The organism is Candidatus Cloacimonadota bacterium, assembly GCA_020532085.1.
Classification (GTDB): domain Bacteria; phylum Cloacimonadota; class Cloacimonadia; order Cloacimonadales; family Cloacimonadaceae; genus Syntrophosphaera.
Window position 1 is genome coordinate 1 of sequence record JAJBAV010000048.1, and the last position, 14662, is coordinate 14662.

General features: G+C 56.5%; 14 protein-coding genes. 3 read left to right on the top strand and 11 right to left on the bottom strand.

Annotation, left to right across the window (positions count from 1 at the left end):
* Positions 1–373: 373 nt before the first annotated feature.
* A complete protein-coding gene (locus LHW45_10070) occupies positions 374–1642 on the bottom strand; it encodes a serpin family protein (protein MCB5285916.1) in 1269 nt (422 codons plus the stop codon).
* A 344-nt stretch (positions 1643–1986) separates the two neighbouring features.
* Here LHW45_10070 and LHW45_10075 point away from each other — a divergent pair, with 344 nt between their 5' ends.
* The gene (locus tag LHW45_10075) at positions 1987–2361 is read left to right on the top strand and encodes a hypothetical protein (GenBank protein ID MCB5285917.1); all 375 of its coding nucleotides are present in this window, start codon (positions 1987–1989) and stop codon (positions 2359–2361) included.
* Between the two features lie 355 nt (positions 2362–2716).
* On the opposite strand, the gene frr is transcribed toward LHW45_10075, so the two are convergent.
* The 9 genes from frr to LHW45_10120 form a co-directional block, all read right to left on the bottom strand.
* Positions 2717–3271, bottom strand: coding sequence for a ribosome recycling factor (gene frr / locus LHW45_10080; protein ID MCB5285918.1), 555 nt, complete (start codon positions 3269–3271; stop codon positions 2717–2719).
* Between the two features lie 25 nt (positions 3272–3296).
* On the bottom strand, positions 3297–4019 hold the full coding sequence (gene pyrH / locus LHW45_10085) for a UMP kinase (GenBank protein ID MCB5285919.1): 723 nt from the start codon (positions 4017–4019) through the stop codon (positions 3297–3299).
* Positions 4020–4049: 30 nt separating this feature from the next.
* Complete coding sequence (tsf, locus tag LHW45_10090) at positions 4050–4649, bottom strand: translation elongation factor Ts (GenBank protein MCB5285920.1); 600 nt, start codon at positions 4647–4649, stop codon at positions 4050–4052.
* Between the two features lie 66 nt (positions 4650–4715).
* On the bottom strand, positions 4716–5549 hold the full coding sequence (gene rpsB / locus LHW45_10095; protein ID MCB5285921.1) for a 30S ribosomal protein S2: 834 nt from the start codon (positions 5547–5549) through the stop codon (positions 4716–4718).
* Positions 5550–5715: 166 nt separating this feature from the next.
* Entirely contained in the window at positions 5716–6108 is a 393-nt protein-coding gene (gene rpsI / locus LHW45_10100; GenBank protein ID MCB5285922.1) for a 30S ribosomal protein S9, read from the bottom strand.
* Positions 6105–6542, bottom strand: a complete 438-nt coding sequence (gene rplM, locus LHW45_10105) for a 50S ribosomal protein L13 (GenBank protein ID MCB5285923.1) — start codon at positions 6540–6542, stop codon at positions 6105–6107. The genes rpsI and rplM overlap by 4 nt, the downstream gene beginning before the upstream one ends.
* Before the next feature lie 141 nt (positions 6543–6683).
* Complete coding sequence (locus tag LHW45_10110) at positions 6684–7340, bottom strand: hypothetical protein (GenBank protein MCB5285924.1); 657 nt, start codon at positions 7338–7340, stop codon at positions 6684–6686.
* Between the two features lie 40 nt (positions 7341–7380).
* Positions 7381–7863 carry a hypothetical protein gene (locus LHW45_10115; protein MCB5285925.1) on the bottom strand — a complete coding sequence of 161 codons (483 nt, stop codon included), beginning with the start codon at positions 7861–7863 and terminating at the stop codon, positions 7381–7383.
* Between the two features lie 17 nt (positions 7864–7880).
* Positions 7881–8996 carry a Nif3-like dinuclear metal center hexameric protein gene (locus LHW45_10120; protein MCB5285926.1) on the bottom strand — a complete coding sequence of 372 codons (1116 nt, stop codon included), beginning with the start codon at positions 8994–8996 and terminating at the stop codon, positions 7881–7883.
* Positions 8997–9205: 209 nt separating this feature from the next.
* On the opposite strand from LHW45_10120, the gene LHW45_10125 reads away from it, so the two are divergent.
* Entirely contained in the window at positions 9206–9781 is a 576-nt protein-coding gene (locus LHW45_10125) for a PorT family protein (GenBank protein MCB5285927.1), read from the top strand.
* A 107-nt stretch (positions 9782–9888) separates the two neighbouring features.
* On the opposite strand, the gene LHW45_10130 is transcribed toward LHW45_10125, so the two are convergent.
* Positions 9889–11631 carry a T9SS type A sorting domain-containing protein gene (locus tag LHW45_10130; protein ID MCB5285928.1) on the bottom strand — a complete coding sequence of 581 codons (1743 nt, stop codon included), beginning with the start codon at positions 11629–11631 and terminating at the stop codon, positions 9889–9891.
* A gap of 471 nt (positions 11632–12102) precedes the next feature.
* On the opposite strand from LHW45_10130, the gene LHW45_10135 reads away from it, so the two are divergent.
* Positions 12103–14442, top strand: a complete 2340-nt coding sequence (locus tag LHW45_10135) for a C10 family peptidase (GenBank protein ID MCB5285929.1) — start codon at positions 12103–12105, stop codon at positions 14440–14442.
* Positions 14443–14662: the final 220 nt, after the last annotated feature.

Here is a 14662-nt window from a genome sequence, read left to right on the forward strand (position 1 = left end):
CGGCGCTTGAGCTCTTCTGCCGGCATCTTGTCACTTACTTGGATCTGTCTCATCTGTACCTCCAGTGAACTGAAACTGGAGATACAATAACCTATATTTGGAATTATGCAAGCGAAATGGTATGAGGCATTACCCGGAAGGTCTGGATTCCGGGTCCGGTGCTGCTGGAGACTATGCTCGCTGGCTCGCTCGACTCCAGCTTCACCGCCCGGAATGACGGAGCGGGAGAGGGCGGTAAAAAAGTCAGTATCCAGCCGATCTCTCCACCCACTCGGTTTGAAAGAGAGCCTTACTTTTATTTCGAAAGAGCAAAGAAAAAACGCGCCCCGTCTGAGGCGCGTTACTGTGGGCCAATGTATTGGACAAGAATAAGTTACATCTTCGGAGGTTCGTTCATTTTACCCATAAAGAGCACGGTGCCAGAGGGTTTGTGCACCAGCAGGTAAACAAAAGGCTTGTCAGCTCGGAAGATCGGGGTCGCGTCCGGTCCGGGAGCGGCTTTGGTGGCCATCACCACGCCGGTGGCGGCTGCCGCTTCGGTGCCTTCCTCGTTCACTTCCACAAAGGCTTTGTGGATCACGTCCAGGATGAAGAGCCCGCGGCCCGTGTCATCTGGAATGATGCCGTTGAAGTTGGCCAGATTGGGGTTGAAGGCGTCGGTCATACCCATCTTTTTCAGCATGTCGGAAAGGCCTTCCAGCGTGAGTTCAAACTTGAATTTTGGGATGAAGACCTTCACTTCCTGCGGGGCAAGGGCTTCGTTCCAGGCGCTGAAGTTCTTGGGAGTCAGATGTTTGCCCATGGCGTCTATCTCATCCGGCAGCACGAACAGCATGGCCAGCTCTTCCTCGGCATAGGGCAGTTCCAGCAGCTGCAGCCCATCCATCTGCGCGTAGCGGTATTCCCCGCGGGCGGTCATCATTTCCACGGGCCGGCTGTTTTCTTCGGTGCGCTCGGTTGAGGAGACAAAGAACTTGTCCTTCATGGTGAGTTTGGGCTCGAACTCATTGAGCCAGCTGCCTTTGAAATAGATGGCGTTCACCAGCACCAGGCCTTCGTTGCTGTCGCGGATGTGGTCTTCGGTCACCAGGTCCTTGATCCGGTTTTTGGTCTTTTCCTCCACCCAGGTGTTGATGAACTTCGCAGTGCCGCTGAAATCAGTGAAATCCAGGCTGTAAAGGTCGCTCAGGTAGCTTTCGCGCAGCAGTTTCAGATAATCCTTTTCGATCAGCTTTTCGTTGCTGGTGGAACCAAAGAGGGCATTGGCCACATTCAGCTCGGCCTTGCCCTCGGCTCCGATGGCGTTCAGAGACTGTTGCAGGGCGAGATAGGCCTGGTGTTGCTCTTCCGCGGGCAGATCGAAACTCAAGGCTTTGGCCATTTGATCCGCCGTGTTGCCTTGGGCGCCGCCGTACACCATAGACAGCGCGGAAGTGATGCTGTGGGGTGAATAAAACAGGTTTTTCCCGGGCTCGTCGGCCAGGGTGTAAAGATTGAAGGCAAAAGCGTTGTTTTGCGCGCCCAGGCTGGTGTTCACTTCGTCGCTCACCGGCGCGGGGTCGGCTTTCTTCTTGTTGCAGGCGCAGCCAAATCCCAGGCTCAGCACCAGGAGCATCAGCAGCAGCGTTCTAATCTTGATCATCGGGACCTCCATGTCTTGATACAAACAATACTCCCAATCGCGGCCTTTCCGTCAATCTTTTTATTGAAAACCCGCGTCGTCCCAAGTATCAATACGGTATCAATACGGAATCAATACGGATGAAATCCGTATTGATTCCGTATTGATACCGTATTGATATTGGGAGCCAGTCGGGTTTCAGGTGGGAAAAATAGCTGGCGTGGCTAGTCTCCTGAAAATGCTTCCGGAGATGCACCGGAAAGATATTGCTTGACAACAATGGGCAAGGCAAATCCAATGCTGCAATATTATGCATGAAGTGAAAGATTAACAAACCCAAACTCATCACATCAAAGGAGATAACGATGAAAGCAACCAAGTATTTTCTGATCCTGCTGGCTCTGGTGGCCTTGTTCGCCACCGCCTGCAACACCGCCAAAGAGGACGAAGTTGTGGCCGACACCACCGAAGTTGTAACTGAAGAAACCGTGAACCCGATCGACGACTGGACCGGCAAGGTCAAGACCCTGGTGGAAGAATGGGAAGCCAAAGCCGCTGCCGGCGCCAAAATGACCCAGGCCGACCTCGACGCTTTCGTGGCTGCCAAGACCCCCCTGATGGAAGCCATGCAGACCATGGACCTGACCGCCGTCACCGAAGAGCAGACCACCATTATCACCGATCTGAACGCCCGCATGGACAAACTGATCAACGAGACCATCCCCGGAATGATGAAATAAACTGACTTTAGAGCCTATTCAAGCAGAGCCTCCGCAACCCGGAGGCTCTTTTTTGACTCTCTTTCAAAACGAGGGGGTGGGGTGGTGGCCTGGAAAATCAGGTCTGATATGCACGGTGTACGAGGGGTCCCGTCGCGGCTGAAGCCGCGCCTCCACACCCTCGCTATCATTCTGTCGCCCTCCGGTCTGGATGCCACCGGAAGACCCATTCGGTTTGAATGAGAGCCTCTTTTCCACCCCGAATGCAATAGCGATTCGGACAACGACAGAGAGTTGGCAATCTGGGCCGGAGCGCAGCAAAAAAATCCGGCAGCCAGGCTGCCGGACGCGTATCATATTGAGATGGATGTCTTTATCAGACTTCCATGATCTCTTTTTCCTTGCTTTTCTCCACTTCGTCGATCTTCTTCACCCAGTCGTCGGTGAGATCCTGGATCTCCTTGAGGAGTTTTTTTTGTTCGTCTTCGCTGATCTCGTGGTCCTTTTCCATTTTTTTGGCCTGGTCGTTGGCTTCGCGGCGGATGTTGCGGATGGCCACGCGAGCGTCTTCGGCAAGTTTTTTGAGGTTCTTCACGATGTCGCGCCGTTTTTCCTCGGTGAGGGGCTGGAAAGGCAGGCGGATCACATTGCCGTCATTTTCCGGGGTGATGCCCAGGTTGGCGGCGAGGATGGCCTTTTCGATGTCGGCGAGGGTGGTTTTGTCCCAGGGCTGCACCACGATGGTGCGGGGCTCCGGGATGGAGATGTTGCAGAGTTGTTTCACCGGGGTGGGGCTGCCGTAATAGTTGATGCGCACATCATCGAGGATGGAGGCGCTGGCGCGTCCGGTGCGAACCCTGGAGAATTGATGCAGCAAGGCGTCGAAGGACTTCTGCATTTTTTCCTGGGATTGGTTTTTGAGTTGTTCCATATTTACCTCTTGCAGGCGCGGCCTGTCAGGGATGGATATAGGTGCCGTGGCCGGGGCTGGAAATGGCCTGGCAGAGCCCGCCGGGCTTGCCGATGTTGAAGATCTTGATCGGCAGCGCGTTGGCGCGGGCGAGGGAAAAGGCGGTCATGTCCATCACGCCCAGTTTCTGTTCCAGACACTGGTCGTAAGTGGCGTCGGCGATGAATTCGGCCTGGGGGTCGATCTGGGGATCGGCGCTGTAGAGGCCGTCGACTTTGGTGCCCTTGAAGACGATATCCAGCTTGAGCTCGCAGGCGCGCAGGATGGCCGCGGTGTCGGTGGTGAAAAACGGGTTTCCCGTCCCACCGCTGAGGAGGCAGATATTGCCGGCTTCCATGGCCTGAAAGGCGCGCCGGGGCGTGTAATGCTTGGCCACGCTGTCCATGCTGAAGCTGGTGAAGACCTGGGCGGCATAGTTCTTGCGGTTAAGGATCTCGGCCAGATAGAGGGAATTCTGCACGGTGGCGAGCATGCCGATATGGTCGAGGGTAACGCGGTTGAGGCTCTGATTGGCCCAGCTTCCGCCGCGGAAGATGTTTCCCCCGCCCAAAACGATGGCGATGCTGTAGCCAAGGCGCCGGGCTTCGATGATCTCGTCGGTGAGGGCATCGATCACGGCGTCGTCGTAGCCAAATCCCCGGGGTCCGGCGAGCACTTCACCGCTGATCTTCAGCAGCAGGCGGTGGATCTTTTCCGGTTGGTAGGTCATGGCAAAAGCACCAGGCGCAAGCGCGAAGGCTTATTCTCCACCCAAGGCGAAGCGCGTGAAGCGGGCGATCTGGATGTTTTCGCCGGTGCGGGCGATGGCCTCGGTGAGCATGTCTTTCACGGTGCGGCCGGTTTCGTTCACCAGTTCCTGTTCCAGCAGGGAATGCTCGGAGCAGTACTTTTTGATGCTGCCTTCCACGATCATATCCACGATCTCGGGTTTCTTGCCGTCGTTGAGGGCCTTGTTGCGGGCGATCTCGCGCTCTTTGGCGATCACTTCAGGATCGATCTGATCGGCGGAAATGGCCAGGGGATTGGTGGCGGCGATCTGCAGGGCCAGCTCTTCGGCGAGCTGCTTGAACTCGTCGGTGCGGGCCACGAAATCGCTTTCGCAGTTCAGCTCCAGCAGCACGCCCAGCCTGCCGTTGAAGTGGATATAGGAAAAGATGATCCCTTCCTTGGTCTCGCGGAGGGCCTTGCCCTCGGCTTTGGAAATTCCGCGCTCGCGCAGGAATTTGATGGCGGCATCGACGTCGCCGTTGGACTCGAGCAGGGCCTTGCGGCATTCCATCATGCCCACGCCCGTTCTGTCGCGCAGTTCTTTTACCATTTTGGCGGTGACTTCTATCATTTAAAAACTCCTTGGTGGTTTATTGGAGCAGGGAGGGCGGAAACCCTCCCCGCTCGTGAATGTGGGTTATTTTTCCTCTTCCGCGGGGGCTTCGGCTGCAGTTTCTTCCCCAGATTGCTCTGCGGGCTCTTCAGACTGAACTGGCGCGGCGGCGATCTCCACGGTTTCGGGGATGTATTCGGCCGGTGCCTCTTCCTGGGTGTCGGCTCCTTCGGTGGCGATGTTCTTGCCTTCGAGCACGGCGTTGGCCATCACATCTGAGATCAGCTGAATGGCGCGGGTGGCGTCATCGTTCGAGGGGATCACATAGTCGATCAGGTCGGGATCACAGTTGGTGTCCACCATGGCAATGATGGGCACACCCAGGATTCGCGCTTCGTGCACGGCGATCTCTTCATGGCCGGTGTCAACGATGAAGATGGCCCCGGGAACGGCGTCCATATCACGGATCCCGCCCAGGGAGAATTCGATCTTGTCGTGCATGCGTTTCATCTTTTGCTGCTCGAGCTTGGTGTAGTTGTTGATGGTGCCATCGGCCACGATATCCTCGTAGTATTTCATCTTTTCGATGCTTTTGCGGATGGTGGCCATGTTTGTGAGCATGCCGCCGTACCAGCGCTGGTTCACGTAGAAGACGCCTGATTTTTCAGCGGCTTCCCGGATGGCAGCCTGGGCCTGTTTTTTGGTGCCCACGAAGAGGATGTACTCCTGGCGGTTGGCAATTTCCTTCAAAAATTGGTAGGCCTCATTGATCGCGTCAACGGTCTGCTTGAGGTCAATGATGTGAATACCGTTGCGCTTGATGAAGATGTACTTCTTCATCTTCGGGTTCCACTTGAAGGTCTGATGGCCGAAGTGGACTCCCGCTTCCAGTAGTTGTTTCATTGAAACTACGGACATTGATACTCCTTGTATATCTTACGGTTGCTTTTCCGGACCGGGATCTACACAATTCAGAGGAGCAAGCTCCCCACCGCCTTGCAACTCCCGGCGCGGTTTTTTGGGTGAATGGTTCAGGTGGTTCATCTGGCCCGGCAGGGGAGGGGCTTCCTCCCCAAAACCCGGATCAACGTTTGGAGAACTGGAATCTCTTTCTGGCTTTCGGCCTTCCGCTCTTTTTGCGCTCCACCATGCGGGGATCGCGAGTGAGGAAGCCGCGGGCTTTGAGGGCGGGACGGAATTTTTCATCATACTCGATCAGGGCGCGGGAAATACCGTGGCGAATGGCGCCGGCCTGGCCGCTGAGGCCACCGCCGGAGACATTGACATAAACGTCGAAATTCTCGCTCATGCCAAGCTCCTGGAGAGGCTGTTCCACAACCATTTCCAGTGTTTCGCGCTGCAGGTATTTCTTCATCTGCACCTTGTTGATGATGCGCTTGCCGGTTCCGGGTGCGATCCGGACGCGGGCCACGGCGTTTTTCCTTCTGCCAACTGCATCATAAGTTTGCATGCTCATTTCTCCTTGAGGTTGAGTTCCACCGGTTTTTGGGCTTCGTGGGGATGCTCTGTTCCGGTGTAGACTTTGAGTTTCTTGAACATGGCATCTCCCAGAACGGTCTTGGGCATCATGCCGCGCACGGCGTGCTCGATGATCTGGGTGGGATGCTTTTCAAGCATTTTTTGATACGGGATCTCCTTGAGTCCGCTGGGATAGCCGCTGTAGGTCTTGTAGATCTTCTGCAGGCTTTTCAGGCCGGTCACGCGCACCTTGTCGGCGTTGATCACGATCACGTAATCGCCGGTGTCGATATTGCGCACGTAGTAGGGCTTGTTCTTGCCGCAGAGGATGGAGGCCACCCGCGTGGAAAGACGTCCCAAAGGCAGATCCGTGGCGTCGACCACATACCAGGCGCGCTTGATGTCGTCGGGCTTCGGAGTGAGGGTTTTCATCGATTCTCCTTTACAGATTTTTGTACAGAAAGCCACGATTTTGCAGCCGGTGATGGTGTCAAGGATTAAGTTGCCTCAGCCTGGGAAGATGGCTTCCTCCAAACTTTTCTGATGCCCTGTTTGAATACGTGGTCTTGTGGATCAGCCGGTCGATCCCATCTCCCTGCCCAGGGTGATCAGGGTGATGGAAAAAGCCGCGCAGACCATGGCCACTGTGATCAGGGTTACGATCAGGTAGGGTATCTCTTCCACGTTCCACTCCAGCAAGGAGAGCAGTTCTATCACTCCGATGACGAGGACCGCCGTTCCCAGCAAAGCCCAGATCACACCCAGGATGATCTGCAAGAGGCCGCTCCGGACCGCTTCGGGTGATCCGGATTTGTGGTTGGCAAGGTTTCTGGCTCCGCTGATCAAAGCCCCCAGGCTGATGATCATGGACACCCCAAAACCAAGATAGAGGCTGATGATCAGATCTGGTTCCCACTCAGACGCGTCCATCATGGCCATAAAGAAGGCCAGGCCCAGCACCAGGAACAGGATCTCCCAAAACAGACTCCAGCCTTTGGCATAGCTCAGTTTCGCGCCGCGGCCGCTCCAGACTCGGGAGGTTTGTTCAGCCTCCTGGCCGGCTTCGCGGACAGGGGTGTCCTGAAACCGGAAGCCGCGCCGGACCATTTCCGCCCGGATTGCTGTGAAATCCACGCTGCCCACGTCGTAGAGTTCATAAAGCCGCGTGAGTTCCTGATTGGAAATGGTGCTCAGGTTGCCCGTGCTGTCATCCCTGTTGTAGTCGCTCATCATATGCTCCCAAATGTATTGTTTCCTTAATGTTTTCGAATCAGAATTGCGTTTCCAGCCACTTCACCAAAGCGGGAAATTCCCGGAAAGTAGCAGCGGCGATCAGGTCCCCGGTGTTGCCAGGTTTCAGCCCGAGTTCTTTCAGCCGCTGGCAGAGCCGGATCAGCTGCTGCTCGAGTTCGTCATAGTAGGCCTGGGTTTCGGGATCGAGCGGCCCCTCGAGGTAGCGGCTTTCGAAGCCTTGCACGCTGTGGTAGATCTCGAAATAGAGGAGTTCGGCCAATTCCTCCTGCCAGAGTCCGATATCGAAACCCTGGCTCAGGAAAGAGTTGATGGTTTCATCCTCCTCGTTGAATACCGCGATGTAAAACCGGTTCCAGTCTTGGGGATCGATCACCTCGGGCGTGTACTCGTCTGCAATCGTGACCTCGGAAGATATCTCTTCCTCCCAAAGCGGCTCTGGGTTTGAGGCGCAGCCCCAGAGCAAGGCCAGGATCAGCATTGGCAATATAATTCCGCGCATCTTCAACTCCCGCAAACTCATTCTGCTGTGGGGATCGTCGCGGGCTCCAGCAGCTGCCGCCAGTATTCGTGCTCTTCCAGGGGCAGGACCTCACAGGGCAGGTCCCAGCCGACCAGCCAGCGCCGCAGCGTTTCCAGCACGGGATATTCGGTGAAGAAATGCCCGGCGTCGATCACTGGAATGCCCGATTCCAGCAGCACGTGATAGCCCAGGTCGCCGCTGATGAACAGCTCCGCGCGGCCCTCAGCGTTTGGCAGCACGGAGGCCCCGGCCCCGCCGCAGACGGCGATCCGGCTGATCCTGGATCCGGGCTCCACTCCCGCGGTCCACAGACGCGGCCGCGGACAGCGCAAGCGCTCTGAGACCAGTTTGGTGATCTCGCTCAAACTCAGGCTGGACGGCAGTTTGCCGATCAAACCCAGGCCGTGGCCGGGATCGGGGCTGGCCACCGGAAACCAGTAAACCAGCGGGGTCTCGTAGGGATGGCTGTTTTTTACGGCCGCGAGCACGTTGCGCAGAGAGGCCTCGTTCACCATGAACTCCAGCTCTTCCTCCGAGACGGTGGTCCGGGTCTGGCCCAAGACACCGGGGATGAAGGGTTTGGCGCTCTCGCCGGCTTCAAAGGTGCCGGTTACATGGTGGCGGGCCGAACAGGATCTGTAGTTGCCGATCCTGCCGCCTCCAGCCGCGAACACCGCCTCCGCCACCTTGTTCGTGTGCCCGATCGGCACGGTTACGGAAAGATGATACCACTTGCCTCCCTGTTCGCTGCTGAGCAATTCCGTAACCTGCAATCCCAGTTTCTCTGCCAGGGCCTGGTTCACGCCATCCGCCGCCACATCCAGATTGGTGTGCAGGCAGATCACGGCGATCCTGTGTTCGGCCAGCTTGAGCAGCAAAGGATCGCTGAAGCGCTTGAGGGGCCGGAAGATCAGCGGATGGTGGGACAGGATCAGGTCCGCCCCGATCTCCAAAGCTTTGTGCACCGCGTTGGGAGTGACATCCAGGGTTATCAGGGCTTTCTGAAAACTTCTTGTCGCATCCCCCAGCAGCAGGCCTACGTTGTCCCATTCCAAGGCCAGGGAAGCCGGCGCCTTGGTTTCCAGCCGGGCCAGCAATTCCGATATCTGCATTTGCCACCTCTTTTGGTAGATTCTCAGTTTAGCTATCAATGGTTTCATTCGAGTGGCAAAGCGTTCAGACGTCAAGCGAAATCTCAGCCGGGGCGGAAAGGTTTGGGCGGGAAGCGGGAAAATCCTTGACCAAAAACATATCCGCCTGACAGTTGTTTGCAGATGTTTCGGAACTCCGGAAGTTCCCAAACGCATACAGGGAGAAGACCATGAAAAAAGTATTGATCGTTTTGGCTGCGCTGCTGCTGCTCGCTGGCGTGGCTCAGGCCAAGCTGATTTATGGACTGCGGTCCGGCCTCAACGTTTCCAAGCTGGAGCTCAGCTTAGACGGCAGCATCGACACCCGCAGCGCCCTGGGCCTGCACATCGGTGGCTTCATCCAGCTCAAGACAGATTCGCCGCTCATCATCCAGCCGGAATTGCTCTACACTCAAAAAGGCACCGGCGCTAACGTTGACGACGTGGTCACCATCGACTACATTGCCCTGCCGGTGCTGCTAAAACTGAACGTGCTGATCCCCGGCGTCCAGGACCTCTACCTGCAGCCGTTGATCGCGCCGGAAATGGGCTATGCCATCAAAGCCACCTCCACCTACAATCCTCTCTTCCACGAAAGTGTGAACAAACTCAACGCCGGCTTCAACCTCGGCGCCGACCTCATCTATACCGAAGACTACTTCCTGGGCCTGCGCTACTATCTGGGCATGACCGACCTGCTCAGCAGTGCCAAACGTCCTCCCATTTCCAACACCTGCTGGACCATCAGCGTGGGATACATGTTCTAAAGCCCGAGCCCGGCTTGCCCCGTCACGCGAGCCGGTTTCAGGAAAAAGCCTGATATCAAAAAAGCCCCGGAGCAGTCCGGGGCTTTGGCTTATCTGATGTTTTCAGTTTATTTCAGGATCACCATCTTCCGGGTCTGGTTGAGGGAAGGGGTGCTGAGTTTGTAGAAATAGACTCCGCTGCTGCAGGCTTTGCCGTTGGCATCGGTGCCGTTCCAGTTGATGGTGTGGCTGCCTTCGCCAACGCTGTAGCTTCTCACCACCTGGCCCGCGAGGTTGAGGATGGTCAGGGTTCCGGTCTCGCCGGCTTTGACGTCCAGCCCGATGCTGGTGCTGCCGCTGGCTTTGAAGGGGTTGGGATAGGCGTTTTTCAAGGCGCTGGTTTCGGGATTCACGGGAGGCACATCACCCTGAACGGTTATGCTAACGGGTCCGAAGAACTGGCTGGTGAAAGAATCCACGCTTTCCAACCAATAATAGTAGCTGTGGCCGATCTCAACTTCGGGGTCGCTCACGCTGTAGCTGTGCTGCTCGCTGGTGTTGGTGGCGGGAATCAGTACAGGTGTGATCAGAAGGGAGCCGGTCTGGTCAGCGCTTTCGTTGCGATAGACACGGTAGCCCATCAGGTTCGTCTCGGACTGGGAGGTCCAGCTGATCTGCACATCGTTGGTGGCGGAGAGGGTGGCGGTGAAACCGCTCAGCTCCACGGGCGTGTAGCCGTCTTCGCTAATGATGATCTCGAACTCGTAAGAGGAGGACAGCGGGGGGGTGCCGTCGTCGGTGGCGATGATGGTTACCAGATGAACTCCTATGTCGGCGGCAGTGGCAGTGCAGCCCAGAGTGAAGGTCAGGGTGTTGGCTGGGGTGATGGTATAGCTCATCGGGAAATCGTGGCTGATCGTTGCATTGGTCAATTGTGCGGTTTCGGGCGCGATCACCGTCACGTCAAAGCTCCAGACGTCACCCACGGTCAGTTCCACCGGTGAGGGAGGGGTTGTAACAAAGACGGGGGCCACGTTGGCAGCTTCGCCGCCGGTGTTGAAAAGGAAGAGCTGGCAGTCCAGCCAGTCCACACCGTCGTTGTTGTTGTAGGGGCCGTCGTAATCAATTCCGGCATGGTCGAAACGACCGATCTGGGCATACTCGATGTTGTCGCCCTTGTTGATCCCAACTGTGGCAGGCGAACCGCCAAAACCATCCACGCCGCCGGAAGCAGAGCCTGTGGTCCAGGCCATGTCGGCATAGCTGAAGGCCACGTTGTTGCCCAGGCCGATCAGGGGATCGGTGCCATCGCTGAAGATCAGTTCAAAGGTGTTAAGCTTGTCGACACCATAGGAAAAATAACCAACATGGTCCCAGATCACGATCATCCGGTTCGCTTCGATCTTGTACCAGACAGAACCGGTTCCGCGGGTGTCCACGTCGGCAAAGAAGGGCGCCAGCATGGGATTGTCCCCGCTGGGGAAACCCCAGGGGGTATAGCTGGACAGGCCGTAGTCGAAGGTCACGTTGCCGTTGTTGTTCACCCAGCAATAGTTGTAAGGGGTTCCGTAAAGAGTGAATGTGAAAGGCAGGGTGATTTGGCCAGTCGAGCCATCGTCGTTGGGGGCCATGGCCAGAGTGAATGTGCTGTCCCACGGGACCAAAAGGTCGCAGACGTCTTTCGCGTCGTTTTTGACAATGGAAAATGGTTGTGAAGGTTGGTTGGGTTGCACCGCAACCTCGGGAGTGTAAACTTGTTGCTGTTTCCAGGCATCATAATCCCTTGAATCGGGAGAGACCCCGGCGCTGAGAATACTGGTCCCCATCAGGGCGAGGACCGCTAACAATGTGATAACCACAAGTTTTCTCATGGCATCCTCCTGTACGCTTTATTTATGCTGAAGCCCACCATAGCCAGGCTCCGCATCCTGTCAAGCAATATTTCGCCGCGCGACAAAATACATTTATTTTATCTATGTTTCCTAGTCATAGGTTGTTCACCAATTATATTTGCCACTCGTTTGTTTGAAACATGGCGGAAGTGTTTATGTCTCAATTCTTTAAGGTGCATACTGTTACGATCCTTGGTGGCTTGTGATGCCTGCACTGGCAGGCAACCAAGATGGGTATCAAACACTCAGTTTTTGGCTAGTTTGGTCTAACTTGGTGCAACCACCCGTGACCATTGCGGCCACCATTTTGGGAAAAAACAATTGACAGGCTGATACCACCAGGATAGCTTGGCGTCAATTAAAATTTTCCAGATCTGCCGGCGGCGTCACTTGTTCGCCGGACGGGATTGAAAAGGATAGCACATGCCTCCACGCGGATGCCTGTTGATCATGTTGATTCTGAGCGTCTCGGTTCTCGCGGCAGCTCCTGTATCGCTGGCCGAAGCTGGTACCGCCGCCCAAACTTGGTGGCGCGCCCAGCAGCCTCAGCGGTCAGGCTTGCTCGTAGGCAGTTCCCATGTCGTGGAGCGTGACGGGCAGGCTCTGATCTACATACTCAACTCTCGGGACGGGGGCTTCGTGCTTCTCTCCGCCGATACCGAATGCCCTCCCATCCTGGCCTGCAGCGAAACCGGCAGTTTTACCCAGCCCGTGACCTCCCCCGCGGTGGCGCAGTGGCTGGATGCCTGCTCTGAGCAGATTTTGGCTGTGAAAGCGAAGCAAATTATCCAGCCCGCCAACCGGGAAAGCTGGGCGCAACTGATTTTATCAGAGCCCCTTCCGGGTCGCCCGAACAGGTCTGTTCCACCCTTGTTAAACACCACCTGGGACCAGAATTATCCCTATAACTCCGCTTGCCCGGAGGACGCTTCCAGCCCGGCCGGAGGCCATGCCTGGGCGGGTTGCGGAGCCGCGGCGATGGCCCAGGTGATGCGCTACTGGGCCTATCCGGAGCACGGAACTGGCTCCCGCACCTACCAGAGCGGCCTCTACGGAACCATCTCCGCCAATTTTAGCGCCGCCACGTACAATTGGGACAATATGCCGGCTGCCTGCCCTCCCGGCAATCCGGATATCCCGCACTTGCTTTTCCACAGCGCCGTGGCCTTGGGCACAACCTTTGGCCCGGACGTCTCGACCTTCATGACCTACAATTTTCCTGTCGCACTGGACCAGTACTTCGGCTATAATTCCTCCAACCTGCTCTATCGCGTATCTTATACCGATGCCACCTGGAAAGCGATGCTAACCGCGGACCTGGACCTTTTCCGGCCAGTGGTTTACATCGCCGCGCACACAGCCGTCTCGCATCTCTTCATCCTGGACGGCTATCAGGACCCGGACTTGTTCCACGTCAACTGGTGCTGGGGCGGCGATTACGACGGACACTACCTTTTGGACAACCTCGATCCCGGCGGCGTTTACTACTACAGCGGGCATGCCGCGATCTTCAATATCCATCCGGAAATTGATCTGCCGGTGCATCCCCTCGCCCTCTCCGCCACGCTGGTTTCCAACTACAGGATAGACCTCAACTGGACCGACCTGGCGGACAACGAAACCGGCTTCATCGTCCAGCGCAAAGCGGGAGAGGGGGAAAATTGGGCCCAGATCGCCATTTTGCCGTCCAACTCCACCACCTTCCAGGATCTGGACCTGGCCTCCCACACCACCTACCATTACCGGGTGAAAGCCTACAACGCCAGCGGCAGTTCCAGCCTCTCCAACGAAGTTTACGCCATCACGTCCGGCATCATCGCTCCGGTGCAGGCCACGGTCACTTTTCCCGCGGGCGGACCGGCCCTGCTGACCTGGACTCCCAGCGCCAACGCTGTCCGCTACAGGATCTATCATGCCGACCTGCCCTATCCGCCGGGAGGGCCGGACTGGGCTGTACTGGGCGAAACCAGCGGCCTGAGCTGGCCCCTGGACGCTTCCCAACTGCACGCTTTCTACTGTGTGAGCGCGTTTTCTGAACTTGAGCTGCCTCCAAACTTCGTGGAGATAACCGGCGGAACTTTCTCCAATGGCGCATCTGAGGTGACCCTCAGCACCTTTTACCTGGATAAGCATGAAGTTACTCAGGATTCCTACCTCTATGTGATGGGTGAAAATCCCTCCAACTTCACTGGCGATCCCAGCCGCCCCGTGGAAAAAGTGTCGTGGTTCAAAGCCGTCGAATACTGCAACCGCCGCAGCCTTCTGGAAAGCCTCACCCCCTGCTACGGCTACGGATCTTACGGCACGAACCCGGATGACTGGCCGGCTGGCTGGAACACCACCGCGGCGAACCACACCCAGATCAGCTGTAACTGGACCGCCGCCGGTTACCGTCTGCCCACCGAGATGGAATGGATGTTCGCGGCCAAGGGCGGAAACCTAAGCCAGGGATACACTTACAGCGGCAGCAACATTGTGGGGGAGGTGGCCTGGTACGCCGCGAACTCCGATGCCACCACTCATGCGGTGGGCCAGAAACCCTCCAATGAAATTGGTCTTTACGATATGAGCGGCAACGCCTACGAATGGGTCTGGGACATCCATGCCACCAGTTATCCCGCCACTCCGCAAACCAATCCCCATGGCCCTGTAAGCGGCAGCTACCGCGTTCGCCGGGGCGGCGGATACAGTTCCCTGGCAGCAAACTGCGCCACAACCCACCGGAGCTACACCACTCCCACCAGCGCTTTGAATTCTTCCGGCTTCCGGGTCTGCCGCGTCCTGCCCTGAGATCCAGCTGAGAACATCAATGTTTCGGCTTGATATTCCAGCGATGGAGCTCCGTAAAAATCTGATATAAAGTATCAAGTGAAATTGCATATAGTAAGACCTTTGCGTAATACCAAATAGTCCAGCTTTCCAGGATCTACTTTGTAGTTATCCACAATTTTTTCAAATATTCTCAACATGAACCCTGAAAAAGCTCAGTTATCCACACATTTTGCGCTTT

Coding starts and splice junctions, on each gene's coding strand:
- LHW45_10070 (MCB5285916.1), bottom strand. CDS start 1,642: ATGATCAAGATTAGAACGCTGCTGCTGATGCTCCTGGTGCTGAGCCTG.
- LHW45_10075 (MCB5285917.1), top strand. CDS start 1,987: ATGAAAGCAACCAAGTATTTTCTGATCCTGCTGGCTCTGGTGGCCTTG.
- frr (MCB5285918.1), bottom strand. CDS start 3,271: ATGGAACAACTCAAAAACCAATCCCAGGAAAAAATGCAGAAGTCCTTC.
- pyrH (MCB5285919.1), bottom strand. CDS start 4,019: ATGACCTACCAACCGGAAAAGATCCACCGCCTGCTGCTGAAGATCAGC.
- tsf (MCB5285920.1), bottom strand. CDS start 4,649: ATGATAGAAGTCACCGCCAAAATGGTAAAAGAACTGCGCGACAGAACG.
- rpsB (MCB5285921.1), bottom strand. CDS start 5,549: ATGTCCGTAGTTTCAATGAAACAACTACTGGAAGCGGGAGTCCACTTC.
- rpsI (MCB5285922.1), bottom strand. CDS start 6,108: ATGAGCATGCAAACTTATGATGCAGTTGGCAGAAGGAAAAACGCCGTG.
- rplM (MCB5285923.1), bottom strand. CDS start 6,542: ATGAAAACCCTCACTCCGAAGCCCGACGACATCAAGCGCGCCTGGTAT.
- LHW45_10110 (MCB5285924.1), bottom strand. CDS start 7,340: ATGAGCGACTACAACAGGGATGACAGCACGGGCAACCTGAGCACCATT.
- LHW45_10115 (MCB5285925.1), bottom strand. CDS start 7,863: ATGCGCGGAATTATATTGCCAATGCTGATCCTGGCCTTGCTCTGGGGC.
- LHW45_10120 (MCB5285926.1), bottom strand. CDS start 8,996: ATGCAGATATCGGAATTGCTGGCCCGGCTGGAAACCAAGGCGCCGGCT.
- LHW45_10125 (MCB5285927.1), top strand. CDS start 9,206: ATGAAAAAAGTATTGATCGTTTTGGCTGCGCTGCTGCTGCTCGCTGGC.
- LHW45_10130 (MCB5285928.1), bottom strand. CDS start 11,631: ATGAGAAAACTTGTGGTTATCACATTGTTAGCGGTCCTCGCCCTGATG.
- LHW45_10135 (MCB5285929.1), top strand. CDS start 12,103: ATGTTGATTCTGAGCGTCTCGGTTCTCGCGGCAGCTCCTGTATCGCTG.